Below are 23,572 nucleotides of genomic sequence, written 5' to 3' on the forward strand. Positions count from 1 at the left end.
GATGACGAGGCGGGGGCCGGGGAGGGCGGAGCCCTCTCCGATGAACGAAGCGGGGACCGGGGCGGCGGCGCCTAGGAAGACTGGGTCGCCTCGTCCCGCGCCGCATCGGGTGCCGGCAGCGCGGCGAGGCCCGGCACCGGCTCGGCCTCGGCCAGCGGCGCGCGCTCGTGGTTGCGCAGCAGGCCGATCAGCCGGGCCAGGGTGGCGCGCATCTCGGGGCGCGGCACCACCATGTCGAGGATGCCGTGCTCCAGCAGGTACTCGGCGCGCTGGAAGCCCTCGGGCAGCTTCTCGCGCACCGTCTGCTCGATCACGCGCGCGCCGGCGAAGCCGATCAGCGCGCCGGGCTCGGCGATCTGGATGTCGCCCAGCATGGCGAAGCTGGCGGTGACGCCGCCCGTGGTGGGATCGGTCAGCACCACGATGAAGGGCAGCCCGGCCTCCTTGACCATGCGCGAGGCGATCACGGTGCGCGGCATCTGCATCAGCGAGATCGCGCCCTCCTGCATGCGGGCGCCGCCCGAGGCGGTGAAGACGATCAGCGGCGCGTCCTGCAGCACGGCGAGCTTGGCCGCCGTCACCAGCGCCTCGCCCACGCCCGACCCCATCGAGCCGGCCATGAAATTGAACTCGAAGGCGGCGACCACGGCGCGCTCGCCCTCGATGGCGCCATGCGCGACCAGCACCGCGTCGTCCTGGCCGATCTTGGCCTGGGCCTCGCGCAGCCGGTCCACGTAGCGGCGGCTGTCGCGGAAGCGCAGCGGGTCGGCGGGGGCCTTGGGCAGCTCGATGCGCTGGAAGCCCTCGTCGAGGGTCCATTGCAGGCGCTGCGTCGCGCCGGCGCGCATGTGGTAGGCGCAGTGCGGGCAGACGTAGAGGCCACGCTCCAGGTCGCGGTGGAAGATCATCTGCTCGCAGGCCGGGCACTTGTGCCAGAGGTTGTCGGGCACGTCGCGCTTGGCGCCGAACAGGGTCTGGATCTTGGGCAGGGCCCAGTCGCTGATCCAGTTCACGCGCGGATCCGATCCATGGGGGTCCGTTCCTGCCGTCCTGCCCCGCCGGCCGGCTCCGGCGGCCGGGACCGGGGGCGGGTCCGGGGACGGGGGTCGGGGCGGGCGCAGCCGGGGCATGGGGCCGGCCGGGCACGGGCCGGCCGGCGGGTTCGAGAGTGCGGTTGCGGAGCCAGGGAGTAGGCGCGGCGGCCCCCCGGCGCAAGCCCGGGCACGCCACCCTGGCATGCAGCCGCGGGCATGCCCCCCCCCGACACGTGCCTCCCCGGCGCAGGCCCGTCGTCCCCGCCTTCCGGCCGCGGGCCGGCCGCGGCGACCGGCCTCCCCGCCGCGCTTGCGCCCGCCGGACCCTGGCCGGACAATGCCGGGGTGAACGAGGAAACCCGTCTGGAGGCCGCCATCGGGCCGCCGCCCCCACCGCGCCACGCCGCGGCCGGCGCGGAAGCCTTCCCTCCCCCGCCGCCCCCGTCGGCGGTGCCGGGCCCCGCGTCCCGGCACCGCAGCCTACCGCCACGCAAGCGCCTCTCGCGTGCCCTGCGCGGCCTGCTGCCGCGCGGCCTGCTCGGGCGCTCGCTGCTCATCATCCTGCTGCCGATGGTGGTGCTGCAGGCCGTGGCGCTGCAGGCCTTCTACGGCGGGCACCTCAACATCATCTCGCGCCGGCTCGCGGGCGGCGTCGCGGGCGACGTGGGCATGGTGGTGGAGCTGCTGCGGCGCGAGCCGGCGGACAGCCAGGGCTGGATCTTCCGCGAGGCGGCGTGGCGGCTCGACCTCAACCTCGCCTTCGAGCGGGGCGCGACGCTCGGGCCGGTGCAGCCGCGCCCCGCCTCGCTGCCGCTGCTGCCGCTGGAGGAGGACCTCGACCAGGCGCTTTCCGAGCGCGTGCGGCTGCCCTTCGACACCGACTGGCAGACCGACAGCCGCAGCGTGATCATCCGCGTGCAGCTTCCCGAGGGCGTCCTGCACGTCGAGGCGCCGCGCAAGCGGCTGTTCACCACCACGCTGTACTTCTTCGTGCTGTGGCTGGTGGGCACGGCGCTGATCGTGTTCACGGTGGCGGCGCTGTTCATGAAGAACCAGGTGCGCGCCATACGCCGCCTCGCCGCCGCCGCCGAGGCGTTCGGCACCGGCCGCGACCCCGGCCCGATCAAGCCCGAGGGCGCCACCGAGGTGCGCCAGGCGGCGGCCGCCTTCAACCGCATGCAGGAGCGCATCCGCCGCTTCATCGCGCAGCGCACCGAGATGCTGGCCGGCATCAGCCACGACCTGCGCACGCCGCTGACGCGCATGCGCCTCGGCCTCGCCATGCTGCCGCGCGAGGCGGAGGGCGACGCCGCGGAGCTGACCCAGGACGTCGAGGAGATGGAGCGCATGATCGCCTCCTACCTCGTCTTCGCGCGCGGCGAGGCGGTGGAGCAGCCGCGGCCCGGCGACCTCGTGCAGCTCGTGCAGGAGGTGGCGGCGAATGCCCGCCGCGCCGGCGCCGATGTCGAGGTGGCGGCGCCCGAGGGGCTGGTGCTGCCGATGCGCGCGGACGCGCTGCGCCGCTGCCTCGGCAACCTGCTCGACAATGCGCGCCGGCATGCGCGGCGCATGGCCGTCGGCGTGGCGGCGGTGCCGCGCGAGGCGGGCGGCCACTGGGCCGAGATCACCGTGGACGATGACGGGCCGGGCATCCCGCAGGCGGCGCGGGAGGCGGCGTTCCGGCCCTTCGCCAGCTTCAGCGGCGGCGGCACCGGGCTCGGCCTCGCCATCTCGCGCGACATCGTGCGGGCGCATGGCGGCGAGATCGTGCTGGAGGAAAGCCCGATGGGCGGGCTCCGGGCGCGGCTGCGGCTGCCGGTCTAGAGCATTTTCAAGCTGAGCGTCCTCGCTCAGCGGCTCGGAAAATGCGGAAAACCGAAAGGCTGGAGCCGTTCCGGCCTGATGCAGCCAGGCTGGAACGGCTCCAGGGCAACCGCGCGCCGCGCCTTCGCCTCAGGCGATGACGTGCCAGCTCGGGTCCACCGCGCCGATCGCGCCGCCGCCGACGATCTGCGCGCCGTTCATCAGCCAGTCGTAGACCATGCCGTTGGCGTTCTGCAGCAGGATGTCGCTGCGGCCATCGGCGTTGTAGTCGCCGGTGCCCTTGATGCTCCACTCGGGGCCGATCGCGCCGAGCGTGCCGCTGCCGACGATCTGCGCGCCGTTCATGAACCAGATCACCACCAGCCCGGCATCGTTCTGCAGCAGCATGTCGGCCCGCATGTCGCCGTTGAAGTCGCCGGTGGCGCGCAGGTGCCAGTCGGCGCCGAGCGCGGCAACGGTGCCGCCGCCGGTGATCTGCGTGCCGTCCATCTGCCACAGCACCAGGGCGCCGGCGCTGTTCTGCCACAGCATGTCCGCCTTGCCGTCGCCGTTGAAGTCGGCGGCGGCGCGGAAGGTCCAGTCCGCGCCGAGCACGCCGACCCCGCCGCCGCCGATGACGGCAGTGCCGTCCATCTTCCACATCACCACGGTGCCGTTGGCGTGCTGCCACACCATGTCGGCCACGCCCTCGCCGGTGAAGTCGGCGGCGGCGCGGAAGGTCCACTCGGCGCCGAGCTGCGCGACGGTGCCGCCGCCGGCCACGGTGGTGCCGTTCATGTTCCACACCAGCACCGTGCCGTTGGTGTGCTGCCAGAGGATGTCGTCCCGGCCGTCGCCGTTGAAGTCGGCGACGTCGCGGATGCTCCATTCGTTGCCGACGGTGCCCGGGCTGCCGCCGCCGATCAGGTCGCCGAAGCTCACCGTCCAGATGGCGAGCATGCCGTTGTCGTTGCGCAGCAGGACGTTGCTGACGCCGTCGCCGTCGAAATCGGTCGTGGTGTTGGGGAAGGTGGTGAAGGAGGAGAAGTTGCCCGGGTTGGAGCCGTAGTAGCTGTTGGGCTGGTCGTAGATGTCCTTGAGCAGATGCGTGCCGGTGGCCGTGCCGTCGCTGATCCACAGCTCGTTGCCGTGCGTGCCGTCGCCCTGCTCGAAGATGAAGCGGCCGTTGCCGATGGCATGGAAATTGCCGACGGTCCCGGTGTTGTTGCCGCTGATCATGTAGGTGCCGGCGGTGGTGCCGTCGGTGATCCACGCCTCGTAGCCGTTCGTGCTGGTCCAGGCCTGGAACACGGCCCTGCCGTCGCCCAGTGCCGTCATTCCGGTTCCGTTGTAGTAGCCGGATCCGCTGCTGCCCGGCTGGATGTCGTAGAGCAGGTGGGTGCCGGCGGTCGTCCCGTCCGTGACCCAGAGCTCGTTGCCGGTGAAGCCGTCATCGGCGAAGAACACGATCTTGCCGTTGCCGAGCGGCGTGAAGTCCTGCGGGGAGGAGCCGTTGCTGCCGACCCGCACATCCTTCAGCAGCACCGTGCCGGCCTCGGTGCCGTCGCTGATCCACACCTCCTTGCCGGTCGTCCCCGTGCCGTCGGCGGCGCCGAAGATCACCTTGCCGTTGCCGACATAGGTGAGGCCGGTGATGTTGGAGCTGCCGCTGCCGGCGTAGATGTCCTTCACCAGGCGGGTGCCGAGGGCCGTGCCGTCGCTGATCCACAGCTCGTAGCCGCGCGTCGAATCGTAGGCCTCGAACATCGCCTTGCCGTTGCCGAGCGCGACGAATTCCGGGGTGTTGAAATTGAGGTTCGCGATGGCGTAGGTGCCGGCCGCGGTGCCGTTGCTGACCCAGAGCTGGTTGCTCGTCGAGAGGAGCGCCAGCCCGCCGCCGAGCGAGACGCCGGCCGTGGTGTTCATGGCCTTCAACTGGGCGACGCCGATGCCGTCGGTGACGTAGAGCGAGTAGGCGGACCCGTCATAGGCCTCGAACACGGCGAGCCCGTTGCCGAGCGAGACGATGGTGCCGGGATCGGAGGAGGAGCCGCCCACGCGGATGTCGCGCACCATGGTGGTGCCGGCCGTGGTGCCGTTGGTCGCCCAGAGTTCGTTGCCGTTGCTGCCGTTGTTGGCAGTGAAGATCATCCGGCCGTTGCCGAGATCGGTGAAGTTCGCGGGGTTGCCGGATCCGCCCGCCGTGGGATTGAGCTCCTTGAGCTGGTAGGTGCCGGCCGTGGTGCCGTCCGTCAGCCAGAGTTCGGTGCCAGTCGCCGTGGTAGCGGAAAAGACCGTGACGCGCCGAGACATCGATCCGGACCTCGCATGGTTAACTGCGAGTTACGGGTAGGCAAAATTACTTACGCATTGAAGACGAATTTCAGTCGAATCCCGGATTTTCACGGGAACGCGTCAACGCATCAAAACACTTCATGCAAAAGAACAATCCGTGATTGCAGCGAGGATTCAGCCCGCAATCATCGTCCGTGCTTCTATCCGCTCACACGCATCATCCGGCGACCCCGGCGCAACCATTACTGCATGTCGACAGCAGGAACGTTCCCGCCGATCCTGCGAGACGCCGCCCGGTCGCACCGCCTGTCCGGCGACCGGGCCCGATCGCGCGCGGGATGCCGCGCGGCGCGCCTGCCGCGCTCAGCCCTTCTTGCCGGCCTCCGCGACCATCGTCTTCACCTCGTCCATCGCCTCGGCGAAGCGGCGGTTGAGCAGGCCCAGCGCCTCGGTGTTGGAGCGCTGGATCAGGTCCGCCAGCTCCTTGATGTTGGAGACGGCGCGCTCATAGGAGGACTTGAGCATCTCCGCCTGCTTGGCGGCCTTGGCCTGCGGCGAATCCTGCGTCGAGAAGGCGCGCAGCGCCTCGGTCATCTCGTTCATGGATTGCTGCAGGATTTCCATGTGGCGCTTCGCCACGGCCTGCGCACCTTCCAGCGCCACCTTGTTGGCGGCCGAGAGCGCCTCGATGTTCCGGCGCTGCGCGGAGGCGAGCGCCTCGGCGTTGAAAAGCGCGGGAACCCGAAAGTCCGAGATCATCTTCATGAAGTCCTCGGGCTTGAACCCCGGTAGTTCAGCCATGGCGCCCTCCTGCTTATGGGTTGCAGCACGGCTTACCACCATTCCGCCCGGTCAGAAACAGGCACCCCGCAGGGCTCTTCCCGTCGCCGCGACAAGAACCGCGACAGGAACATGGTTCCGGCAAGTAACGATGGCCGCGGCGCCCGCTGCCCGTGCTTCCCTTGCTGCGCCGTTCCGGACGCGGGCAGCGCGGCCGGCACCGTTCCGCGGCACCCGGCTCTCCCCGGCCAGGCCGCGTTCCGCCGCCGCCCGTCATTCCCGGCGCGGCCCCACGGGCCCCGGGCGTGCCGGCCCGCCGGCGGCCCGCCTCAGCGTCCCGCGGGCAAGGGCGGCGCGTCGTCCGGCGTCTCTCCGAAGGACGGCCCGTCGCCTTCCGCCGTGACGGACCGGTCGCCCGGCCCGAGGCGCAACGTGCGCGCGACCTTCTCGGCGCGCTCGATGGCCCGGTCCAGCGCCGCCATGGTGGTGCCGAGGTCGACGCTGTCGTCGGCGCGCCAGGCGCGCAGCCCGGCGAGCCAGATGCCGAGCAGCCCCTTGGTGCGCAGCGCCCCCGCCGGGCCGCGCGGGTCGAGCTCGGCCGCCTCCAGCATCCAGCCCATCGAGCAGAGCAGCAGCGGCGTCACGGCGAGGCCCGCGAGCGGATCGCGCGGCAGGTCGTCCATGAAGCGCAGGACACCCGCGCGGTAGGGCAGCAGCGCGTCGAAGCGGCGCATCAGCACGTCGAACACCCGGTCGCGCGGCGAACCGCCCTGCCCGGGCACGGTGCCGGCCAGCACCGCCTGGTCCACCCGCGCGGCATGCAGGCGCAGCAGGTGCCAGGCGGTGGGGGCGATGCCCCGCAGCGCGCCGAGGTCGAGCGCGGCGGCACGGGCGATCCGCCCCATGGTAGCGCCCTGCCAGCCATGCCGGGCCACCACCTCCCAGAAGGCGGCGATGGCCCGCTCCGCGGGATCGGTGGCGCTGCCGCCGGGCGGGAACGGGACGGACTCGGTGTCGCTCATGGCTGGGCAGATGGCACCGCGCCGGGCCGTCGCCAAGCCATGGCGCGGGGGACGGAACGATCGCGGGCGCCGGGTGCGCGCCGGGCAGGCCGGCCCGGCGCGCCGCTCACTCGGCCAGTTCCCGGGAGCGGTCGGTCGCCGCCGCCATGGCCCTGTCCACCAGCGCCGGCCATGCCTCCTCGGCCATCAGCACGGCGAGGGCGCGTTCCGTGGTTCCCTTGGGGCTGGTCACGGCCTGCCGCAGCTCCGCCGCCTCGCCGCGGCTGACCGCGAGCAGCGCGCCGGAGCCGGCCACGGTGGAGCGCGCCATGCTCCGCGCCAGATCGGGCGGGATGCCGAGCTTCTCCGCCGCGCGCTGCAGCAGCTCCACCAGCAGGAACACGTAGGCCGGGCCGCCGCCGGAGACGGCGGTGACGGGATCGAGCAGCGCCTCGTCCTCGACCCAGGCGACCTCGCCCACCGCGCCCAGCAGCGCGTCGCACAGCGCCCGCTGCCCGGCGGTCACCCCCTCGCCGGCGCAGGCCACGGTGAAGCCCTGGCGCACCGCCGCCGGCGTGTTCGGCATGGCCCGCACCACCGCGCGCGCCTCGCCGAGCAGCCGGTGCAGCCCGCCGATGGTGCGGCCGGCCATGATGGAGAGGGTCACGACGCCGGAGGAGAGCGCCGCGTAGTGCGGCACGGTGTTCGCCGCCTCCTGCGGCTTGATCGCGAGGACGACCGCCTCGGGCGCGAAGCCGGCGGGGATGGAATCGGCGTCCGGCACCACGCGGACGCGGCCGGCGGACTGCGCCGCCAGCGCCTCGGCGGCGGCGGCATGGGGCTCCACCACCACGGCCCGGGTCAGCCCCTGCTCCAGCCAGCCCGAGAGCAGGGCGCCGCCCATGCGCCCGCAGCCGACCAGCAGGATCGGCGGCAGCGACGCTGCCCCCGTCATGGCGTGGCGCCCGCCGGCAGGGCCCGGCTCATGCCTCCCCCACGCAGTCGAGCATGGCCGCCTGCAACGCCTCGGCCGGCGCCTTGCCGCCCCAGAGCACGAACTGGAAGGCCGGGAAGAAGCGCTCGCACTCGGTCAGGGCGATGTCCACCATGTCCTCCAGGCTCTCGGCCGAGGCCCCGGGGGCGCCGCGCAGCAGCACGGAGTGGCGGAAGACGGGCACGCCGTCCTCGCTCTCCAGCCCGAAATGGCCGAGCCACAGCTTCTCGTTCGCCAGCGCCAGCAGCTCGTAGAGCGAGCCGCGCCGGGTCGCGGGCACCTTCAGGTCGAAGGCGCAGGAGAAGTGCATGGCGCTGATCTCCGGCGCCCAGGAGAAGAAGAGGCCGTAGTCGCACCACTTTCCCGGTGCCTCGGCCGCCATCTCGCCGTCGGAGCGACGGTCGAACGCCCATTCGTTGGCGGTGACGATCTGTTCGAGAACGTCGAGGGGATTCCCGGCACGCTCGCGTTCCAGGGCCATCAAGCCGGACATCGCGGCACCTCCTTCCCTTGAGAGACGGGACCCCGGGGCTGGGCAGACAAGATCTGGGGCATCCGAAGATCGGGCATTCAGGATCTTGGGTGATTCGCCCGGGGCCGCCACCGGAATCAGACTACGCAGCCGGGAAACGCCGCCGCAAGCCTGCCGCAACATGCACCGTTCCGCGCAGCCGGGACCGGCCGGAGGGCAGGCGGCGGCCGGACGGGGAGCGCGGCCCGCCGCGGGATCCCGGCACCGGGAGCGGCTTCACGCCTTCCGGCACCACCATCCGCCGGCGACCCGGCGGACGGAACCGCCTCGCCCGGAGGAGACTCGCCCGGAGACAGGCGGGTGCCCGGCGCCGCTCCGCACCGGCCCCCGGCCGGCGTGGGCCGGCATCGGCCGCCCGCCGCACTCCCCCCCGCTGGGAAGGCACGGGCCGGCAGGGCCGGACCGCCGGCGCGAGGCGGAACGGGGCGCGGCAGGGAGGCGCGGCTCAGCGGCTCTCGCCGGCGGTCTTCGGCGAGGCGGGCGTGGGGTCCGGCGAGCCGGCCGGCGCATCGCCGGCGACCGTCGGGCCGTTCGGCGAGCCGTCCGTCGCGGCCTCGGCCACGGCGACCGCCGCCTCCTCCGCCTCCGTCAGCGGCGTCGCGGCCGCCTCCGTGGCCGCGGCGGGAGACACGGCCGGCGCGGCCACGCCGACCGTCGTCTCCAGCGCCGCGACGCGCGCCAGCAGCGCGGCATGCTCGGCCCGGATGGCCTCGGCGTCGGTGCGGGCACGGGCGGCCACCTCCATGGCGGCGTCCAGCTCCTCCCGCCGCACCAGCTCCAGGCGCTGCACCAGCGCCTCCACCTGGCTGCGGGCCATCGCCTCGATCTCCGCCCGCACGCCGGCCAGCGCCGAGAAGGCGCCGCCCGCCACGCCGGCGAGGTCGTCGAAGAGGCCGCCACGGCGGCCGGAGCCACCGCCCATGCCGCCACCCATGCCGCCGAAGGGGCCGCCCTTGGAGCCGCCCGTGCGGTCGCCCGTGTTCTCGCTCATCCAGATCTCCCCGTGGCAGGCCCGGTCCGGGCCATGCCGCTCGCCCCTGCGCATGCCGGGCCGGCGAACGGCAGGCGGGTTGCCCCGACCTGCGGCGCCAGCCTATACCGCGCGCCGATCCGGCACGCGGGATCGGGGCATCCGTCTCCCTAGCTGGGGATGCGGGGCCCCGGTTTCATCGACCGGCCGCCGCGCGACGCGTGTTCCCCAGGCGCGCGAACGCGTACCCCACGACACCGCGCCATGCTACGGCGCTCCCGCCGGCCCGGCGACGCCGCGACGGGCCGACCATGGGACGGACGGCCCGGACCGGCTGCCGGCGCCCCCGTCGCGCCCCATGCCACGTCCCCCTGCCGCCCCCCTTGCCGCCCCCCTGCCGCGCCCGGGGCGACGGCCGGGCCACCGCCGGGAGCCGAGGCTGCCGGCGCCCGGCCCGTAGCGCCGTGCTCCCGGTGCCGGCATGAAACGCACGCGTCGATCGGAAGCTTCCCGCGCCCCATGCCTCCCCTGCTCACCCTGCCCTTCCCCGCCTTCGACCCGGTGCTGGTCCAGATCGGCCCCTTCGCCATACGCTGGTACGCGCTGGCCTACATCACCGGCATCCTGCTCGGCTGGCGCCTGGCGCGACGGCTGGTGCGGCTGCCGCCCGAGGCCGCCACCACGGAGCAGCTCGACGACTTCGTCACCTGGGCCACGCTCGGCGTGGTGCTGGGCGGACGGCTCGGCTACGTGCTGTTCTACCGGCCCGGCTACTACCTGTTCCACCCGCTGGAGGCCTTCGCCGTCTGGCAGGGCGGGATGAGCTTCCACGGCGGCGCGCTCGGCGTGATCATCGCCATCTTCGTGTTCTGCTGGCGCAACCGGATCGACCCGCTGCGCTTCGGCGACCGAGTCACCTCGGTGGTGCCGATCGGCCTCGGCCTCGGGCGGCTGGCCAACTTCGTCAATGCCGAGCTGTGGGGCCGGCCTTCGGACGTGCCCTGGGCCATGGTGTTCCCGACCGACCCGCTGCAGGTGCCGCGCCACCCGAGCCAGCTCTACCAGTTCGGGCTGGAGGGCGTGGCGCTGTTCGTGCTGCTCCAGATCCTGGTGCGCCGCCCCGCCCTGCGCGCCCGGCGCGGCTTCGTCGCCGGCGCCTTCCTGGCCGGCTACGGCGTGGCGCGGATCATCGGCGAGATGTTCCGCCAGCCGGACGCGCATCTCGGCTTCCTGCTGGGCAACGCGGCGGTGGGGGTGACCATGGGGCAGATCCTGTCGGTGCCGATGGTGCTGGTGGGCGCCTGGATGATGCTGCGCACCCGCCGCCAGGCCGTGCCCGCGCCCGACGCGGCCGGACGCTCCGCCTGAGCGGCGCCGTGCCCGACCCGACGGACGCCCCGCCGGCCGTGGGCGGCGCCCCGGAACGGCTCGACCGCTTCATGGCGCGCGCGGTCGCCGCCTACTACGCCCGGCGCGACCCGTTCGGCGCCGGGGGCGACTTCGTCACCGCGCCGGAGCTTTCCCAGGCCTTCGGCGAGTGCCTCGGCCTCTGGGCCGCCGTGACCTGGGAATCGATGGGCCGGCCCGATCCGGTGCTGCTGGTCGAGGCGGGCCCCGGGCGCGGCACGCTGATGGCCGACGCGCTGCGCGCCGTGGCCGAGGTGGCCGCGCCGTTCCGCCGGGCGCTGCGGCTGCATCTGGTCGAATCCTCCCCCGCCCTGCGCGCGACGCAGCGCGGGCGGCTGGGCGAGGCCGTCGCCGGCTGGCACGACTCCACCGGCACGCTGCCGGACGGCCCGGCGATCCTGATCGCCAACGAATTCCTCGACGCCCTGCCGATCCGGCAATTCGTGCGGCGCGGGGATGCCTGGACGGAACGCTTCGTGCTGGCCGGCGCCCCGGGCGGCACCTTCGTCGAGCGGCCGGCCGAGGACGCCCCCGCCCTGCCGGCCGAGGCCCCCGAGGGCGCGGTGCAGGAGGTGTGCGAGCCCGCCCGCGCCCTCGCCGCCGCCCTCGCCGCCCGGCTCGCCGCGCAGGGCGGCGCCGCGCTGCTGCTGGACTACGGCCCGGCCGAGAGCGGACTCGGCGATTCCCTCCAGGCGCTGCGCCACCACGCCCCGGCCGACCCGCTCGGCCCGCCCGGCGAGGCGGACCTGACCGCGCATGTCGACTTCGCCGCCCTCGCCGGCGCCGCGCGCGGCGCCGGCGCCGCCGTGCACGGGCCGCTGCCGCAGGGTCTGTTCCTGCAGCGCCTGGGGCTCGCCACCCGTACCGCCATGCTGGCGCGGCTGGCCCCGGCGCGCGCGGGGGCGCTGCTCTCCGCCTCGCACCGGCTGCTGGCGCCGGAGGGGATGGGGCGGCTGTTCAAGGCGCTCTGCCTGTGCCACCCGGCCCTGCCGACCCCGCCCGGATTCGAAGGCTGACACCCCGACCATGACCGCCGAATACCTCACCGCCGACGCGCTGCTGCTGCCCGGGCTGCGGCACGGCTTCTTCACCAGGCGCGGCGGCGTCTCCACCGGCCCGTTCGGCGCGCTGAACTGCTCGCTGAACGGCCGCGACGAGGATGCCGCCGTGCGCGAGAATCGGCGCCGCGCCGCCGCGGCGCTGGGCGTCCCGGCCGGGGCGCTGCACGGGCTGCACCAGGTCCACGGCACCGCCGTCGCCGTGCTGGAGGAGCCCTGGCCGGAGGCGGCGCGCCCGCGCGCCGACGCGGTGGTGACGCGCCGGCGCGGCCTCGCCATCGGCGTGGTGACGGCCGATTGCGGGCCGGTGCTGTTCGCCGACGCGGCGGCCGGGGTGGCCGGCGCCGCCCATGCCGGCTGGCGGGGCGCGCTGGCCGGGGTGCTGGAGGAGACGGTGGCGGCCATGGAGCGCCTCGGCGCCCGTCGCGACCGGATCGCCGCCGTGCTCGGCCCCTGCATCCGCCAGCCGAGCTACGAGGTCGGCCCCGACCTGCGCGACGCCGTGCTGGCGCGCGCGGCGGCCGATGCGCGCCACTTCGCCCCCGGCCGGCGCGAGGATCGCTGGCAGTTCGACCTCGCCGGCTACTGCGCCGCGCGCCTCGCCGCCCTCGGCCTCGGCACCGTGGCGGTGCTGCCGCACGACACGCTGGCCGAGCCGGATCGCTTCTTCTCCTACCGCGCCGCCACCCTGGCCGGCGGCGGCCCGGTCGGGCACCAGCTTTCGGCCATCGCGCTCGCGACCTGAAGCCGGCCCGCCGGCGGTCCCGTCCAGGGCAGCCCGGTCGGGGCGGCCCAGGCGGGGTGGCCCAGGCGGGGCGGCCCAGGGGGCAGCCCAGTCGGGGCGGCCCGATCAGGGCGGCCCGATCAGGGCGGCCCAACCGGGCGATCCGTGCTGGCGGCCGGGCCGGGGGCGGGGTAAGCGGGCGCCCCATGCACCTGCCCCAGCGCCGCCCCATGCGCCGCCTCCTGCGCCACCTCGTCTTTGCGCTCCTGCTCGCGCCCACGCTCCTTTTCGCCGGCTGCGGCGACCTGCCGCAGCCCTTCCGGGGCCGGCCCGGCGCCGAGGCGCGGCGCCTGCTGCATCCGCCGGCCATGCGCGTCGCGGTGCCGCCGCCGCAGGAGGCGCTGCTGCCCGATTCCGAGGCCGCGGCCCTTTCCACGGCGCTGGCCGAGGCGCTGCAGAAGGCCGAGATCCCGGCCGCCGCCGTGGACGCGCCGCTGCCGCTCGACTGGCGCGTCGCGGTGCTGGCCGAGCGCGACGGGCGCAACCTCACGCCGGTCTACCGCCTGATCGACGCCGACGGGCACGAGCTGGGCGTGGTGCGCGGCAGCCCGATGCGGGCCGTGGACTGGGTGGAGGGCGGCGCGCCGCGCCTGCGCCGCGCCGCCGACGAGGTGGGGCCGCGGCTGGCCGGGCTGGTGGCGCAGGCCGGGGCCGCGCGGGTCGGCAGCGACCTCGCCACGCTGACCGGCGGGCCGCTGCGGGTGCGGCTGGTGCCGGTGGAGGGCGCCCCCGGCGACGGCAACCTGGCGCTGACCACGCGCATGCGCGAGATGCTGCCGTCCAGGGGACTCGTGGTGCAGGACAATGCCGACGGCGCCGCCTTCGCCCTCTCCGGCCACGTCGTCATGGCCACCGCCGCGGTGCCGGGCAAGCAGCGCGTGGAGATCCAGTGGGTGGTCAGCCGGGTGGACGGCTACGAGCTCGGCCGCGCCGTGCAGCTCAACGAGGTGCCGAACGGCAGCCTGAACGGGATGTGGGGCGACGTCGCCTACGCCGCGGCGGCGGAGGCGGCGGACGCGGTCAAGACCGTGATCGCGAACGCCCAGGCACCGCGCGAGCCGGCAGGCGGCGCGGCGACCGGGGCCGGCACGGCGGGGGCCGGCACGGCGGGGGCCGCGGCCGGCGGCGGCGCGCCGGGCGGCGTGGCCGGGGCCGGGGCCGGGGTTGGGGCCGGGGTTGGGGCCGGGGTTGGGGCCGGGGTTGGGGCCGGGGTTGGGGCCGGCGTCGCGAGCGGTGGCACGCCGGGCGGCGCGGCCGCCGCCGGCGGTGCGCCGGCAGCGCCGCGCTGACCGCATTCCCGGGGCCGGCAGCGGCCTTGCAGCCGGGACATGCTGCGACGCACCATGCGATTTACAGCCCTGACGGCGCCCGTTAGAAGCGGGGCGGCCCTCGCGTGACCGCTGCCCCGGGGCCGCGCACGGAGTTCGGACGCGGATGAAGATCGTCGCCTGCAACAGCAACCGCCCGCTCGCGGAGGCGGTGGCCGCCGCGCTGAACCTGCCGCTGGCCCGCGCCTCGGTGCGCCGCTTCGCCGACATGGAGATCTTCGTCGAGATCCATGAGAACGTGCGCGGCGAGGACATGTTCGTCATCCAGAGCACCTCCTACCCGGCCAACGACAACCTGATGGAGCTGCTGATCACGCTCGACGCGCTGCGGCGCAGCTCGGCGCGGCGGGTGACGGCGGTGGTGCCCTATTTCGGCTACGCCCGGCAGGACCGGAAGTCCGGCCCGCGCACGCCGATCAGCGCCAAGCTGGTGGCCAACCTCATCACCCAGGCCGGCGCCGACCGCGTGCTGACGCTCGACCTGCACGCCGGGCAGATCCAGGGCTTCTTCGACATCCCGGTGGACAACCTCTACGCCGCCCCGCTCTTCGCCCGCGACATCCGCGAGCGCTTCCCCGGCCGCGACCTGATGGTGGTCTCCCCCGACGTCGGCGGCGTGGTGCGCGCCCGCGCCATCGCCACGCGGCTGAACGTCGATCTCGCCATCATCGACAAGCGCCGCGAGCGCGCCGGCGTCTCCGAGGTGATGAACGTGATCGGCGACGTCTCCGGCCGGCACTGCATCCTGGTGGACGACATCGTCGATTCCGGCGGCACGCTGTGCAACGCGGCCGAGGCGCTGATCAAGAACGGCGCCTCCTCGGCCAGCGTGTACGTGACGCACGGCGTGCTCTCGGGCGGCGCGGTGGCGCGCATCGGCGCCTCGCCGATCGAGGCGATGGTGCTGACCGACAGCATCCAGGCCACCGAGGCGGTGCGCATCTCCTCCAACATCCGCCAGATCAGCATCGCGCCGCTGCTGGCCGAGGCGATGCGCCGGATCAGCGAGGAATCCTCGGTCTCCACCCTGTTCTGCTGAGCCGGCTTGCCGCAGCATCGGCGCGCCGACGCACCGGCTGATTCCCGGGCGACGCGCGGCGCCGGCAAGGGGAGGGTTACGCCATGAAGCTCTATTACGGCCCGGGTGCCTGCTCGATGGGCATCCACGTGATCCTGGAGGAGATCGGCAAGCCCTACGCGCTGGAACCGGTCGCGCTGAAGGACGGCGCCCAGCACCAGCCGGCCTACAAGGCGGTGAACCCGAAGTCCAAGGTCCCGGCGCTGGCCCGCGAGGGCAGGCCGATCCTGACCGAGTGGCCCGCCATCGCCTTCTGCCTCGCCACGAGCAGCCCGGAAGCGGGCCTCTGGCCGAAGGACCCCGAGGAGCAGGTGCGCGCGCTGGAGGTGATGGACTACGTCGCCGGCACCATCCACGCGCAGGGCTTCACCCGGATGTTCCGCCCCGCGAATTTCGCGCCGGGCGAGGCCGACCTCGACAAGGTGAAGGCGCAGGGCCGGGCCAACGCCGAGAAGGGCTTCGCGATCATCGACCAGCAGTGGCAGGGCGGCGACTGGGTGCTCCCCTCCGGCTACTCGGTGGCCGACGCGGCGCTGTTCTTCGTCGAGTACTGGGCGGCGAAGCGCGCCGGCGTGCCCCTGCCGCCGCGCCTGGCCGCGCATTTCGAGCGCATGCTGGCCCGCCCGGCGGTGCGCCGGGCGCTGGAGCAGGAAGGCCTGTCGGCCTGAGTCGGCGCGAACCCGCGCCGAGGACATCGGCCCTGCGCGGCCCGCGGTTCCGCCGGGACCGTGCGCCGCCGCGGGCGAGGCACCGGAGGATGCGATGACCGACCCGCTGGCCGGCATTCCGGAACGGCTGACCGCCACCCCCTTCTGGTTCCTCCGCCACGGCGAGACGGACTGGAACGCCAAGGGGCTGTCGCAGGGCAACGTGGACATCCCCCTGAACGCCATCGGGCTGGAGCAGGCCCGGCGCGCGGCCGAGGCGCTGCGCGGCCGCGGCATCGCCAACATCGTCGCCTCGCCCCTCTCGCGCGCCAGCGTCACCGCCGCGATCGTGGCCGAGGCGCTGGGGCTGCCGGTCTCGCACGACGACGACCTGCGGGAAGTGTCCTTCGGCGAGCAGGAAGGCCAGCCCATGGGCGACTGGTACGACGACTGGATCGCGGGCGGCTACACCCCGGCCGGGGCCGAGACCTTCGCCGGGCTGCGCGCCCGCGCGGTGGCGGCCATCAACCGGGCGCTCGAGCGGCCCGCCCCGGTGCTGGTGGTGGCGCATGGGGCGCTGTGGCGCGCGGTGCGCCAGGCGATGGGCCTGCCGGCCAACGTGCGCACGCCGAACGCGCTGCCGCTGCACATGACGCCGCCGGGCCCCGGCGGATCGACCTGGATGCTGACGCCGGCGCTGTAGAGCCGTCCCGGGCGTAACCCGCCCGGCGGCGCGGAAGAGGCGCCGGATCCCCGGGGCGAGACGCGGCCACGGCAGCCCGTGACGCGGCTCGCCGCAGCCCTTACCGGGGGGCGCCGCCCCCGAGTAGCGCCTCTACAGCGGTTGGGACAGCGGTTCGCTGCGGCTCGCTGTTTCCAGCGCGGATTCACGCTGCCGGGCGTGTCCGCCCGCCGGCGATCCGCTGCAGGGGAGCGCCCCTGGGGAGCAGATGCGCGCCTGCGGGCGCTTCCGCACGCCGGCGCGCGACCTCAGTAATTCGCCAGCACCGCGTCGATCGGGCCGTCGGCCTTGATCCGGCCGGCCTCCAGATGGATGGCGCGGGTGCACCACTGCCGGGCGATGTCGAGGTTGTGGGTGGCGAGCACCAGGATCTCGGCGCCGTGGACGAGCTCGGCCAGCCGGTCGCGGGCGCGGCGCATGAAGTCGGCATCGCCCGCCAGGAACCACTCGTCCATCAGCATCACCTTCGGCTCGGCGACGGTGGCCATGGCGAAGGCGAGGCGCAGCATCATGCCGGTGGAGTAGGTGCGCACCGGCACGTCGAGAAACTCGCCGAGGCCGCTGAAGCTCTCCACCTGCGCCAGCATCGTCTGGCTCTCCGCCTCCGAGAGGCCGCGGAACAGGCCGCGCAGCAGGATGTTCTCGCGCCCCGTCGCGTCCATGTCGGTGCCGGCGGCCGGGTCGATCAGGCTGCCGATCTCGCCCTCCACCAGCAGACGCCCCCCCACCGGCTCGTAGATGCCGGCCAGGGTCCGCAGCAGCGTCGTCTTGCCCGCGCCGTTGTGGCCGAGCAGCGCCACGCGCTCTCCATGCCCGATGGTGAATTCGAGGTCGCGCAGCGCCGATACCACCACCCGGTTGGCGGCATCCGTGCGCAGCCGGCGCGCCGCCTGCGACAGCACCCGCTTCTTCAGCGAGCGCGCGCCGACGTGATAGAGCGGGAACTCGATGCTCAGCCGCTCGGCCAGGATTCGTGCCATCGCTCAGACCCAGAAGGCGATGCGGCCGCGGAAGCGCACGAAGAAGGCGAAGCTCGCCGCGCACGCCAGCACCGTGAACGAGACCGCCGAGAGCCACACCAGCGTCGAGACCGGCTCGCCCAGCAGCGGCCCGCGCATCGTCTCCATCAGCGTGTAGGCCGGGTTGAGCGGCAGCCACACCGCGTGCCGCCCCAGCAGCTCGGGCTTCCACAGCACCGGCGAGAGGAAGAAGGCGATCTGCATCACGCTCGCCACGATCGGCGCGATGTCGCGGAAGCGCGCGCACACCATCCCGAGCAGCATCGCCACCGCGAAGCTGTTCAGCACGAGCAGCAGGAGGCCGGGCAGCGCCATCAGCCCGCCCAGGCCCGGCCAGGTGCCGCAGAAGGCGAACACCACCAGGATGATCGGCAGGGAGTGCGCCGCCACCCCGATGTTGCGCAGCACGCAGCGCAGCACGTGCGTGGTGTAGGGCAGGGTGAGCTGGCGGATGATCCCTTCCGCCGCGATCAGGCTGCCGCAGGCCTCGGAGACGATCTGGTTGATCATGTTCCACAGTATCAGGCTCACCGCCACGAAGGGCAGGAACTGCACCAGCGGCAGCTTGAACAGCGCGGCGTACAGCACGCCGAGGCCGACCACCATGATCGCCGTGGAAAGGGTCAGCCAGAGCGGCCCGATCACGGAGCCGCGGTAGCGGTTGCGGATGTCGAGCCAGGCCAGGGCGAAGGCCAGGCGCCAGCGTCGCAGCCCGGTCCCGAGATCCGCCATCGCCCGCTCCAGCCGGCGTGGCTGGGAGGCGTCGCACTCGTAGAAGGAGCCGCCGGCCAGCAGGCCGGTCTCCCCCTCCGGCCGCGCCGGCGCTCCGCCCCGGGAGGCGCCGTCCGCCCCGCGCCCGCCGGGCGGCGGCAGCGGCCCCGCCTGGGCGGCGGGCGGCGCGGGGGGCAGATGACCTTCCGGCGGCGCCGTGGCGGCGCCGGGCATGGCGTCACCGGGCGCGGAGGAACTGGGCAGGGCGGACATGCCCGGCCGTATAGACCAGACCGCCCCGGCACCCCAAGGCCCGCCCCGCGCGCCCCAGCCCGGCGTCCGGCACGGCGGGCGGCACCGGGCGGCACCGGGCGGCGGGGCCCGCCTAGAGCGGATCGCCGGCGGGCGGACATGCCCGGCGGCATGAATCCGCGCCGGGAACAACGAGATACGGCGAACCGCCGTCCCAACCGGACTGCGGTTCGCCGTAGGTGCCGGCCAGCCATCCGCGCATCCGCGCCACGCAGCGCGGCAGCGGCGGATGCCGCGCCACGGGGCGGGCGGGACGATTCCCCGATGCCCCGACCGGGCAGGCGCGCCGGCCGCCTCAGCCGAGATGCCGGTTGAGGAAGGCCAGGGTGCGCTCCTCGGCGAGCGTCGCGGCATCCGGCTTGAAGCTCTCGCGCTCGTCGCAGGCGAAGCCGTGCTGCGCCGCCCCGTACACGAAGACCTCCACGCCCGGCTGGGCGGCGCGGATCGCCTCCACGTCCTTGAGCGGGATGGAGCCGTCCAGCTCGCCGAAATGCAGCTGCACCGGGCAGCGCGGCGCGGCGTCCTTCGTGGCGACGATGCCGCCGCCGTAGTAGCCCACCGCCGCGCGGAACAGCCCGGTGCGGGTGGCGCCCCACCAGGCGATGGTGCCGCCCCAGCAGTAGCCAACGATGCCGAGCCGGCGCCCGCCGAGCGACTCGGCCGCCGCCGCCACGTCGGCCATCACCGCCGCCTCGCCGATCCCGGCGCGCAGCGCCAGCCCGCGCTGTCGGTCCTCGGGGCCGTAGCCCAGCTCGACGCCGCGCTCGGCGCGGTCGAACAGCGCCGGCGAGACCACCCGGTAGCCATGGGCGGCGAAGCCCTCGCACACGTTGCGCATGTGGTGGTTGACGCCGAAGATCTCCTGGATGACCACGAGGCCGACGGCCGCGTCCTCGGGGCCGGCGACGTAGGCGCCGAATTCGTGGCCGTCGGCGGCCTTGAGCTGCACGGTCATGGCATCCTCCTGCTGTGGGCCCCGTGCTGCCGTGGGCCCCGTGGTCGGCCGGCACGATCTCCCGGTGGAGACATCGGTGGAGACGTCGGTGGAGACGTCCCCGGGAGGGGATTCCGTGGCGCGCCGAGGCGCCCTATCCTCGGCGGATGGGCGAGGTCGTCAACCTGAACCGGGTGCGCAAGGCGAAGGCGCGCGAGGCTGCCGCGGGCGAGGCGGCGGCGAACCGCGCGAAGCACGGCCGCACCCGCGCCGAGCGCGAGCGCGACGCCGAGGCGGAAGCCCGCCGACGTGCCCTGCTGGATGGGGCGCGGCTGGAAGGCGACGCGGTGGACCCGCCCGACCGCAGCGGGCGCTGAAGACAGGTCCTGAAGGCGGGCGCCGAGGACGGGCGACGCGCGGCGGGCGACGCCCGGCTCCGTTGCCTTCTCAGCCCGGGTGGACGGCCGGCCGCAGCGCGGCGCCTTCGGAATTCGCGTCCGGCATGGCGTGGCGCACACGGTTGCGCACCATGCGCGCGTGCAGCAGCTCGATCGTCCGCGAGCCGGTGCGCGTGAACAGGAAGGGCAGCAGCGCGTGCGCGAAGCAGGCGAGCGAGGCCAGCAGCATGCGCCAGCCGAACCAGGCGGCGACCCTCATGTGCTCGAGATAGCTCTCGCCGACCGAGGCGGGGTGTTCGGTGAAGGAAAGGCGGGGCATGCGCGTCTCCTGCTGGACGACGGGCATTGTGTGCCGGAAGCGTGGGAAAAAGGTTGCGAACTTGCCCTTTCCACGCCCTAAGACGGCAAGGTTTCACCCATCGGGGGCCTGACAGGGGCATGGCATTCCAGCTCGACGCGATCGACCGCAAGATCCTTGCCATCCTGCAGGAGGACGCGGCGATCCCCGTCGCGGCGCTGGCGGAGCGCGTGGGCATCTCCGGCTCGCCCTGCTGGCGGCGGGTCCGGCGGCTGGAGGAGGAAGGGGTGATCCGCCGGCGCGTGGCGCTGCTCGACGCGCACAGGATGCGCGTGGGCGTCACCGTCTTCGTCGGCATCCGCACCGCGAGCCACAACGCGGCCTGGGCGGAGAATTTCTGCCGCGCGGTGAGCGCCATCCCGGAAGTGCTGGAATTCCACCGGATGAGCGGCACGATGGACTACCTGCTGCGCGTCGTCGTGCCCGACATCGCGGCCTATGACGGCGTCTACAAGCAGCTCATCCGGATCGCCGACCTGCAGGATGTCAGCTCCAGCTTCTCCATGGAGCAGATCAAGTACTCCACGGCCCTGCCGCTGCATTACGCGCCCTGATACGCGAGGCGGGATCGTTCGACCCGTCCTGAAGCGTCGGGGGTCTCGAAGGGGGCTTCGCCCCTTCGCGGGGTCCGGGGCGGCGCCCCGGACGGGTCAGCGAACGCCGCCGTCGGCATGGAGGGCGGTCCGGGCGGCCGGTCCGGGTGGCCGGTCCGGGCGGCAGGCGCCGGCTCAGTAGGTGCCCGGATACTGGCCGCCATCGACCAGCAGGCTCTGGCCGGTGACGAAGCCGCTGCCGGCGGCACAGAAGAAGGCCACCGCGTCGGCGATCTCCTCGGCGCGGCCGTAGCGGCCGGTCGGGTTGGCGGCGGCGCGCTCGGCCCAGATCACCTCGAAGGGGCGGCCGGTGGCGGCGACCAGCCCCTCGACATGCGCGCGCTGCGCATCCGTGTCCACGATGCCCGGCAGCACGTTGTTGATGGTGACGTTGCGCGCCACGGTCTGCCGCGAGAGCCCGGCGACGAAGCCGACCAGCCCGGAGCGGGCGCCGTTCGAGAGCCCCAGCTCCGCCTGCGGCGACTTCACGCTGCGCGACACCAGGTTGACGATGCGCCCGAAACCGCGCGCCATCATGCCGTCGGCGACGAGGCGGATCATGCCGATCGGCGCCAGCATCATCATGTCGAGCGCGCGTATCCAGGCCTCGCGGTCCCAGTCGCGGTAGTCGCCCGGCGGCATGCCGTCGCCGTTGTTGACCAGGATGTCGGGCCGCGGGCAGGCGGCGAGCACGGCGGCGCGGCCGGCCTCGGTGGTCAGGTCGGCGGCGACCGGGATGACGGCGGCGCCGGTCTCGGCGGCGATCGCGGCGGCGGCGGCCGCGATCCCTTCCGGGTTGCGCGCCGCCATCGTCACCGCCGCCCCCTCGGCCGCGAGGCGGCGGGCGATGGCCCGCCCCATGCCGCGGCTGGCGCCGCAGACGATGGCGGGCCGGCCGCGCAGGCCGAGATCCACCGGCGCGCTACTCGGCCGCGAGGGCGGGCAGGGCCCCGGCCGACCAGCCGTACTGCCGGTCGAGCCCGAGGCGGCGCACGATCTCGACGCCGCGCGCGAGGTGCTCGGGCGGCAGGGCGCGCAGCGGCCGGCGCAGGTCGCCGGCGGGCAGGCCCACGGCCTTCATCAGGCACTTCACCGCCACCGGGTTGATGGCGCTGTAGGTGAAGTGCAGCAGCGGCAGCAGGCGCAGATAGGTCTCTCGGAACACCGCCGCCTGCGCCGGGTCGTGCCAGGGGGTGGAGAGGCGCGCGATGCCGGCCGGGTCGATGTTGCCGGTCATGTTGGCCGTGCCGTGGCCGCCGAGCGACATGGTGGGAACGACGAGGCCGAGGTTGGGGCTGTCGCAGCACATCACCGCGCAGTCCGGCCGGGCCGCCAGCACCTGCGCCACCTGCCCGACGCGGGTGGTGCTCTCCTTCAGCACCACGCAGTTCGGGTGCCGCATCAGGCGCAGCAGGTGGTCCCAGTGCAGGTCGGACTTCACGCGCGGCGGGTTGTTGTAGATGCCGACGGGCAGCTCCACCGCGTCCAGGCACTCGGCGAAGTACGCCTCGATGTCGGCCTCGGGCGCGCAGATGTAGGCCGGGGCGGCGAGGATGGCGCCGTCCGCGCCGGCCGCCTTCGCGTGCCGCAGGTAGCCGATCGTGGCATCGGTGCTGTTGCCGGTGCAGCCGTAGAAGAACCTCATGCGGCCGTCGCGGAACGCCATGGTCCGCTCCACCAGCTCGCGCCGCTCCTCGGGCGCCAGCATCGAGACCTCGCCGGTCGAGCCCATCATCAGCACCGCCGCGGTGCCGTTGGCGGCGTGCCAGTCCAGCAGCGTGCGGAAGGCGCCGAAGTCGACGCGGCCATCCGCGTTGAACGGCGTGATCAGGGCCACGAACGACCCCTCGATGCGCATCTTGCCCATGGCCTGCCTTCGCCGGAATGCCGATGCGCCGGAGGGTAGGACAGGCCCGGCGGCCGGCGCAACGGCAATTTCAAACAGACGTTTAAATCTACCTTTCGGCGATCCGTGGTAGGCTGGCCGGGGCTGCCCCCTCGGACGAACGGGGGGACGTGCCGCGGGATGGAGGGAAAGCGGCGCATGCCGACAGCCAGGGCCGCCATCGCGTCCGACGTGCCGCCCGCCGCCGGGACGGCCGGGCGCGACGCGGAGGTGCCGCCGGAGCAGCGCATCCTGCTGGCGGCGATCGCGATCTTCTCGGAGCACGGCTTCGACGGGGCGACTCTGCGCCAGATCACGGATCGTGCGCGGGTCAACCTCGCGGCGGTGAACTACTACTACCGCAGCAAGGACGAGCTGGTGCGGCGGGTGCTGGAGCGGCTGATGGGCCCGATCCAGGCGAGGCTGGCGGCGCTGGAGGCGTGCGAGGCGGCGGCGGCGCCGGGCTTCCCGACGCTGGAAGCGGTGATCGAAGCCATGGTGCGCCCCACCGTCACGCTGAGCCGCGACGAGAGCGGCGGCCGGCCGCTGATCCGCCTGCTGCTGCAGGTCCGCGCCCTGCCGCGCCCGGAGACGGCGCGCTTCTTCCAGGAGCGGGTGGACCCGATCGTGGAACGCTTCGTCGCGGCGATCGGCAGGGCCCGGCCGGAGCTGGCGCGGGCGGACATCTTCTGGCGCTACAATTTCGCCCTGGGCGCGCTGATGCAGGTGCTGACCGATTCCGATCCGAGCCTGCTGCGCCTCGCCCGGCAGTCCGGCGGCCTGTGCGACACGGGGGACGACGAGGCCATCACCGGCCAGCTCGTCGCCTTCATCGTGGCGGGCTTCGAGGGACCGCCGGCCGGCGCCCGCTAGAGCATTTTCAAGCTGAGCGTCCTCGCTCAGCGGCTC

Annotated in this window: 24 protein-coding genes; 11 read left to right on the forward strand and 13 right to left on the reverse strand. The window is 74.0% G+C overall.

Going from position 1 to position 23,572, the window contains the following annotated elements:
* Positions 1-71: 71 nt before the first annotated feature.
* Positions 72-1,013, reverse strand: a complete 942-nt coding sequence (gene accD / locus M0638_RS21565; RefSeq protein ID WP_248669018.1) for an acetyl-CoA carboxylase, carboxyltransferase subunit beta — start codon at positions 1,011-1,013, stop codon at positions 72-74.
* A 471-nt stretch (positions 1,014-1,484) separates the two neighbouring features.
* Between accD and M0638_RS21570 the strand changes: the two genes are divergently transcribed.
* On the forward strand, positions 1,485-2,858 hold the full coding sequence (locus M0638_RS21570) for an ATP-binding protein (RefSeq protein WP_248669043.1): 1,374 nt from the start codon (positions 1,485-1,487) through the stop codon (positions 2,856-2,858).
* A 129-nt stretch (positions 2,859-2,987) separates the two neighbouring features.
* Here M0638_RS21570 and M0638_RS21575 read toward each other — a convergent pair whose 3' ends face one another.
* The 6 genes from M0638_RS21575 to M0638_RS21600 all read right to left on the reverse strand — a co-directional run bounded on the left by M0638_RS21575 (position 2,988) and on the right by M0638_RS21600 (position 9,430).
* Positions 2,988-5,150 (reverse strand): FG-GAP-like repeat-containing protein, encoded by a 2,163-nt coding sequence (locus M0638_RS21575; RefSeq protein WP_248669019.1) that lies wholly within the window; start codon positions 5,148-5,150, stop codon positions 2,988-2,990.
* A 345-nt stretch (positions 5,151-5,495) separates the two neighbouring features.
* On the reverse strand, positions 5,496-5,933 hold the full coding sequence (locus tag M0638_RS21580) for a phasin family protein (RefSeq protein ID WP_248669020.1): 438 nt from the start codon (positions 5,931-5,933) through the stop codon (positions 5,496-5,498).
* 308 nt (positions 5,934-6,241) lie between these two features.
* The gene (locus M0638_RS21585; RefSeq protein ID WP_248669021.1) at positions 6,242-6,934 is read right to left on the reverse strand and encodes a TetR family transcriptional regulator; all 693 of its coding nucleotides are present in this window, start codon (positions 6,932-6,934) and stop codon (positions 6,242-6,244) included.
* 106 nt (positions 6,935-7,040) lie between these two features.
* A complete protein-coding gene (proC, locus tag M0638_RS21590; protein ID WP_248669022.1) occupies positions 7,041-7,868 on the reverse strand; it encodes a pyrroline-5-carboxylate reductase in 828 nt (275 codons plus the stop codon).
* Positions 7,869-7,896: 28 nt separating this feature from the next.
* A complete protein-coding gene (locus tag M0638_RS21595) occupies positions 7,897-8,400 on the reverse strand; it encodes a type III secretion system chaperone family protein (protein ID WP_248669023.1) in 504 nt (167 codons plus the stop codon).
* 484 nt (positions 8,401-8,884) lie between these two features.
* On the reverse strand, positions 8,885-9,430 hold the full coding sequence (locus M0638_RS21600) for an accessory factor UbiK family protein (RefSeq protein ID WP_248669024.1): 546 nt from the start codon (positions 9,428-9,430) through the stop codon (positions 8,885-8,887).
* Between the two features lie 498 nt (positions 9,431-9,928).
* Here M0638_RS21600 and lgt point away from each other — a divergent pair, with 498 nt between their 5' ends.
* The 7 genes from lgt (at position 9,929) to M0638_RS21635 (ending at position 16,414) form a co-directional block, all read left to right on the forward strand.
* Entirely contained in the window at positions 9,929-10,777 is an 849-nt protein-coding gene (gene lgt / locus M0638_RS21605) for a prolipoprotein diacylglyceryl transferase (RefSeq protein WP_248669025.1), read from the forward strand.
* A gap of 71 nt (positions 10,778-10,848) precedes the next feature.
* Complete coding sequence (locus tag M0638_RS21610; protein ID WP_248669044.1) at positions 10,849-11,832, forward strand: class I SAM-dependent methyltransferase; 984 nt, start codon at positions 10,849-10,851, stop codon at positions 11,830-11,832.
* 10 nt (positions 11,833-11,842) lie between these two features.
* Positions 11,843-12,619: a peptidoglycan editing factor PgeF gene (gene pgeF, locus M0638_RS21615; RefSeq protein ID WP_248669026.1), complete on the forward strand. Its 777-nt coding sequence runs from the start codon at positions 11,843-11,845 to the stop codon at positions 12,617-12,619.
* 185 nt (positions 12,620-12,804) lie between these two features.
* Positions 12,805-13,947 carry a hypothetical protein gene (locus M0638_RS21620; protein WP_248669027.1) on the forward strand — a complete coding sequence of 381 codons (1,143 nt, stop codon included), beginning with the start codon at positions 12,805-12,807 and terminating at the stop codon, positions 13,945-13,947.
* A gap of 145 nt (positions 13,948-14,092) precedes the next feature.
* A complete protein-coding gene (locus M0638_RS21625; protein ID WP_248669028.1) occupies positions 14,093-15,025 on the forward strand; it encodes a ribose-phosphate pyrophosphokinase in 933 nt (310 codons plus the stop codon).
* Between the two features lie 83 nt (positions 15,026-15,108).
* Positions 15,109-15,732 carry a glutathione S-transferase family protein gene (locus M0638_RS21630; RefSeq protein WP_248669029.1) on the forward strand — a complete coding sequence of 208 codons (624 nt, stop codon included), beginning with the start codon at positions 15,109-15,111 and terminating at the stop codon, positions 15,730-15,732.
* Positions 15,733-15,826: 94 nt separating this feature from the next.
* Positions 15,827-16,414 (forward strand): histidine phosphatase family protein, encoded by a 588-nt coding sequence (locus M0638_RS21635; RefSeq protein WP_248669030.1) that lies wholly within the window; start codon positions 15,827-15,829, stop codon positions 16,412-16,414.
* Positions 16,415-16,701: 287 nt separating this feature from the next.
* Here M0638_RS21635 and M0638_RS21640 read toward each other — a convergent pair whose 3' ends face one another.
* The 3 genes from M0638_RS21640 to M0638_RS21650 all read right to left on the reverse strand — a co-directional run bounded on the left by M0638_RS21640 (position 16,702) and on the right by M0638_RS21650 (position 19,450).
* Complete coding sequence (locus tag M0638_RS21640) at positions 16,702-17,433, reverse strand: ABC transporter ATP-binding protein (protein ID WP_248669031.1); 732 nt, start codon at positions 17,431-17,433, stop codon at positions 16,702-16,704.
* Positions 17,434-17,436: 3 nt separating this feature from the next.
* Positions 17,437-18,417, reverse strand: coding sequence for an ABC transporter permease (locus M0638_RS21645; protein ID WP_248669032.1), 981 nt, complete (start codon positions 18,415-18,417; stop codon positions 17,437-17,439).
* Between the two features lie 373 nt (positions 18,418-18,790).
* Positions 18,791-19,450 (reverse strand): dienelactone hydrolase family protein, encoded by a 660-nt coding sequence (locus M0638_RS21650; RefSeq protein WP_248669033.1) that lies wholly within the window; start codon positions 19,448-19,450, stop codon positions 18,791-18,793.
* A 146-nt stretch (positions 19,451-19,596) separates the two neighbouring features.
* Between M0638_RS21650 and M0638_RS21655 the strand changes: the two genes are divergently transcribed.
* A complete protein-coding gene (locus M0638_RS21655) occupies positions 19,597-19,806 on the forward strand; it encodes a DUF4169 family protein (protein WP_248669034.1) in 210 nt (69 codons plus the stop codon).
* Positions 19,807-19,876: 70 nt separating this feature from the next.
* Here M0638_RS21655 and M0638_RS21660 read toward each other — a convergent pair whose 3' ends face one another.
* Positions 19,877-20,146 carry a DUF6356 family protein gene (locus M0638_RS21660; protein WP_248669035.1) on the reverse strand — a complete coding sequence of 90 codons (270 nt, stop codon included), beginning with the start codon at positions 20,144-20,146 and terminating at the stop codon, positions 19,877-19,879.
* A gap of 119 nt (positions 20,147-20,265) precedes the next feature.
* Between M0638_RS21660 and M0638_RS21665 the strand changes: the two genes are divergently transcribed.
* On the forward strand, positions 20,266-20,739 hold the full coding sequence (locus M0638_RS21665) for an Lrp/AsnC family transcriptional regulator (protein ID WP_248669036.1): 474 nt from the start codon (positions 20,266-20,268) through the stop codon (positions 20,737-20,739).
* A 174-nt stretch (positions 20,740-20,913) separates the two neighbouring features.
* Here the strand turns inward: M0638_RS21665 and M0638_RS21670 are convergent, their stop codons facing one another.
* Both M0638_RS21670 and M0638_RS21675 read right to left on the reverse strand, forming a co-directional pair.
* The gene (locus M0638_RS21670) at positions 20,914-21,693 is read right to left on the reverse strand and encodes an SDR family oxidoreductase (protein ID WP_248669037.1); all 780 of its coding nucleotides are present in this window, start codon (positions 21,691-21,693) and stop codon (positions 20,914-20,916) included.
* Positions 21,694-21,700: 7 nt separating this feature from the next.
* Positions 21,701-22,645, reverse strand: a complete 945-nt coding sequence (locus tag M0638_RS21675; protein WP_248669038.1) for a 4-hydroxy-tetrahydrodipicolinate synthase family protein — start codon at positions 22,643-22,645, stop codon at positions 21,701-21,703.
* A gap of 177 nt (positions 22,646-22,822) precedes the next feature.
* Between M0638_RS21675 and M0638_RS21680 the strand changes: the two genes are divergently transcribed.
* Complete coding sequence (locus M0638_RS21680) at positions 22,823-23,536, forward strand: TetR/AcrR family transcriptional regulator (RefSeq protein WP_248669039.1); 714 nt, start codon at positions 22,823-22,825, stop codon at positions 23,534-23,536.
* The last annotated feature ends 36 nt before the right edge of the window (positions 23,537-23,572 follow it).

Source organism: Roseomonas acroporae, from assembly GCF_023223525.1.
GTDB lineage: Bacteria > Pseudomonadota > Alphaproteobacteria > Acetobacterales > Acetobacteraceae > Roseomonas_E > Roseomonas_E acroporae.

What these genes read in the sequence shown, in the direction of transcription:
- M0638_RS21575 (WP_248669019.1), bottom strand. Translation starts at nt 5,150, where the DNA reads ATGTCTCGGCGCGTCACGGTCTTTTCCGCTACCACGGCGACTGGCACC.
- M0638_RS21580 (WP_248669020.1), bottom strand. Translation starts at nt 5,933, where the DNA reads ATGGCTGAACTACCGGGGTTCAAGCCCGAGGACTTCATGAAGATGATC.
- M0638_RS21585 (WP_248669021.1), bottom strand. Translation starts at nt 6,934, where the DNA reads ATGAGCGACACCGAGTCCGTCCCGTTCCCGCCCGGCGGCAGCGCCACC.
- proC (WP_248669022.1), bottom strand. Translation starts at nt 7,868, where the DNA reads ATGACGGGGGCAGCGTCGCTGCCGCCGATCCTGCTGGTCGGCTGCGGG.
- M0638_RS21595 (WP_248669023.1), bottom strand. Translation starts at nt 8,400, where the DNA reads ATGTCCGGCTTGATGGCCCTGGAACGCGAGCGTGCCGGGAATCCCCTC.
- M0638_RS21600 (WP_248669024.1), bottom strand. Translation starts at nt 9,430, where the DNA reads ATGAGCGAGAACACGGGCGACCGCACGGGCGGCTCCAAGGGCGGCCCC.
- lgt (WP_248669025.1), top strand. Translation starts at nt 9,929, where the DNA reads ATGCCTCCCCTGCTCACCCTGCCCTTCCCCGCCTTCGACCCGGTGCTG.
- M0638_RS21610 (WP_248669044.1), top strand. Translation starts at nt 10,849, where the DNA reads ATGGCGCGCGCGGTCGCCGCCTACTACGCCCGGCGCGACCCGTTCGGC.
- pgeF (WP_248669026.1), top strand. Translation starts at nt 11,843, where the DNA reads ATGACCGCCGAATACCTCACCGCCGACGCGCTGCTGCTGCCCGGGCTG.
- M0638_RS21620 (WP_248669027.1), top strand. Translation starts at nt 12,805, where the DNA reads ATGCACCTGCCCCAGCGCCGCCCCATGCGCCGCCTCCTGCGCCACCTC.
- M0638_RS21625 (WP_248669028.1), top strand. Translation starts at nt 14,093, where the DNA reads ATGAAGATCGTCGCCTGCAACAGCAACCGCCCGCTCGCGGAGGCGGTG.
- M0638_RS21630 (WP_248669029.1), top strand. Translation starts at nt 15,109, where the DNA reads ATGAAGCTCTATTACGGCCCGGGTGCCTGCTCGATGGGCATCCACGTG.
- M0638_RS21635 (WP_248669030.1), top strand. Translation starts at nt 15,827, where the DNA reads ATGACCGACCCGCTGGCCGGCATTCCGGAACGGCTGACCGCCACCCCC.
- M0638_RS21640 (WP_248669031.1), bottom strand. Translation starts at nt 17,433, where the DNA reads ATGGCACGAATCCTGGCCGAGCGGCTGAGCATCGAGTTCCCGCTCTAT.
- M0638_RS21645 (WP_248669032.1), bottom strand. Translation starts at nt 18,417, where the DNA reads ATGCCCGGCGCCGCCACGGCGCCGCCGGAAGGTCATCTGCCCCCCGCG.
- M0638_RS21650 (WP_248669033.1), bottom strand. Translation starts at nt 19,450, where the DNA reads ATGACCGTGCAGCTCAAGGCCGCCGACGGCCACGAATTCGGCGCCTAC.
- M0638_RS21655 (WP_248669034.1), top strand. Translation starts at nt 19,597, where the DNA reads ATGGGCGAGGTCGTCAACCTGAACCGGGTGCGCAAGGCGAAGGCGCGC.
- M0638_RS21660 (WP_248669035.1), bottom strand. Translation starts at nt 20,146, where the DNA reads ATGCCCCGCCTTTCCTTCACCGAACACCCCGCCTCGGTCGGCGAGAGC.
- M0638_RS21665 (WP_248669036.1), top strand. Translation starts at nt 20,266, where the DNA reads ATGGCATTCCAGCTCGACGCGATCGACCGCAAGATCCTTGCCATCCTG.
- M0638_RS21675 (WP_248669038.1), bottom strand. Translation starts at nt 22,645, where the DNA reads ATGGGCAAGATGCGCATCGAGGGGTCGTTCGTGGCCCTGATCACGCCG.
- M0638_RS21680 (WP_248669039.1), top strand. Translation starts at nt 22,823, where the DNA reads ATGCCGACAGCCAGGGCCGCCATCGCGTCCGACGTGCCGCCCGCCGCC.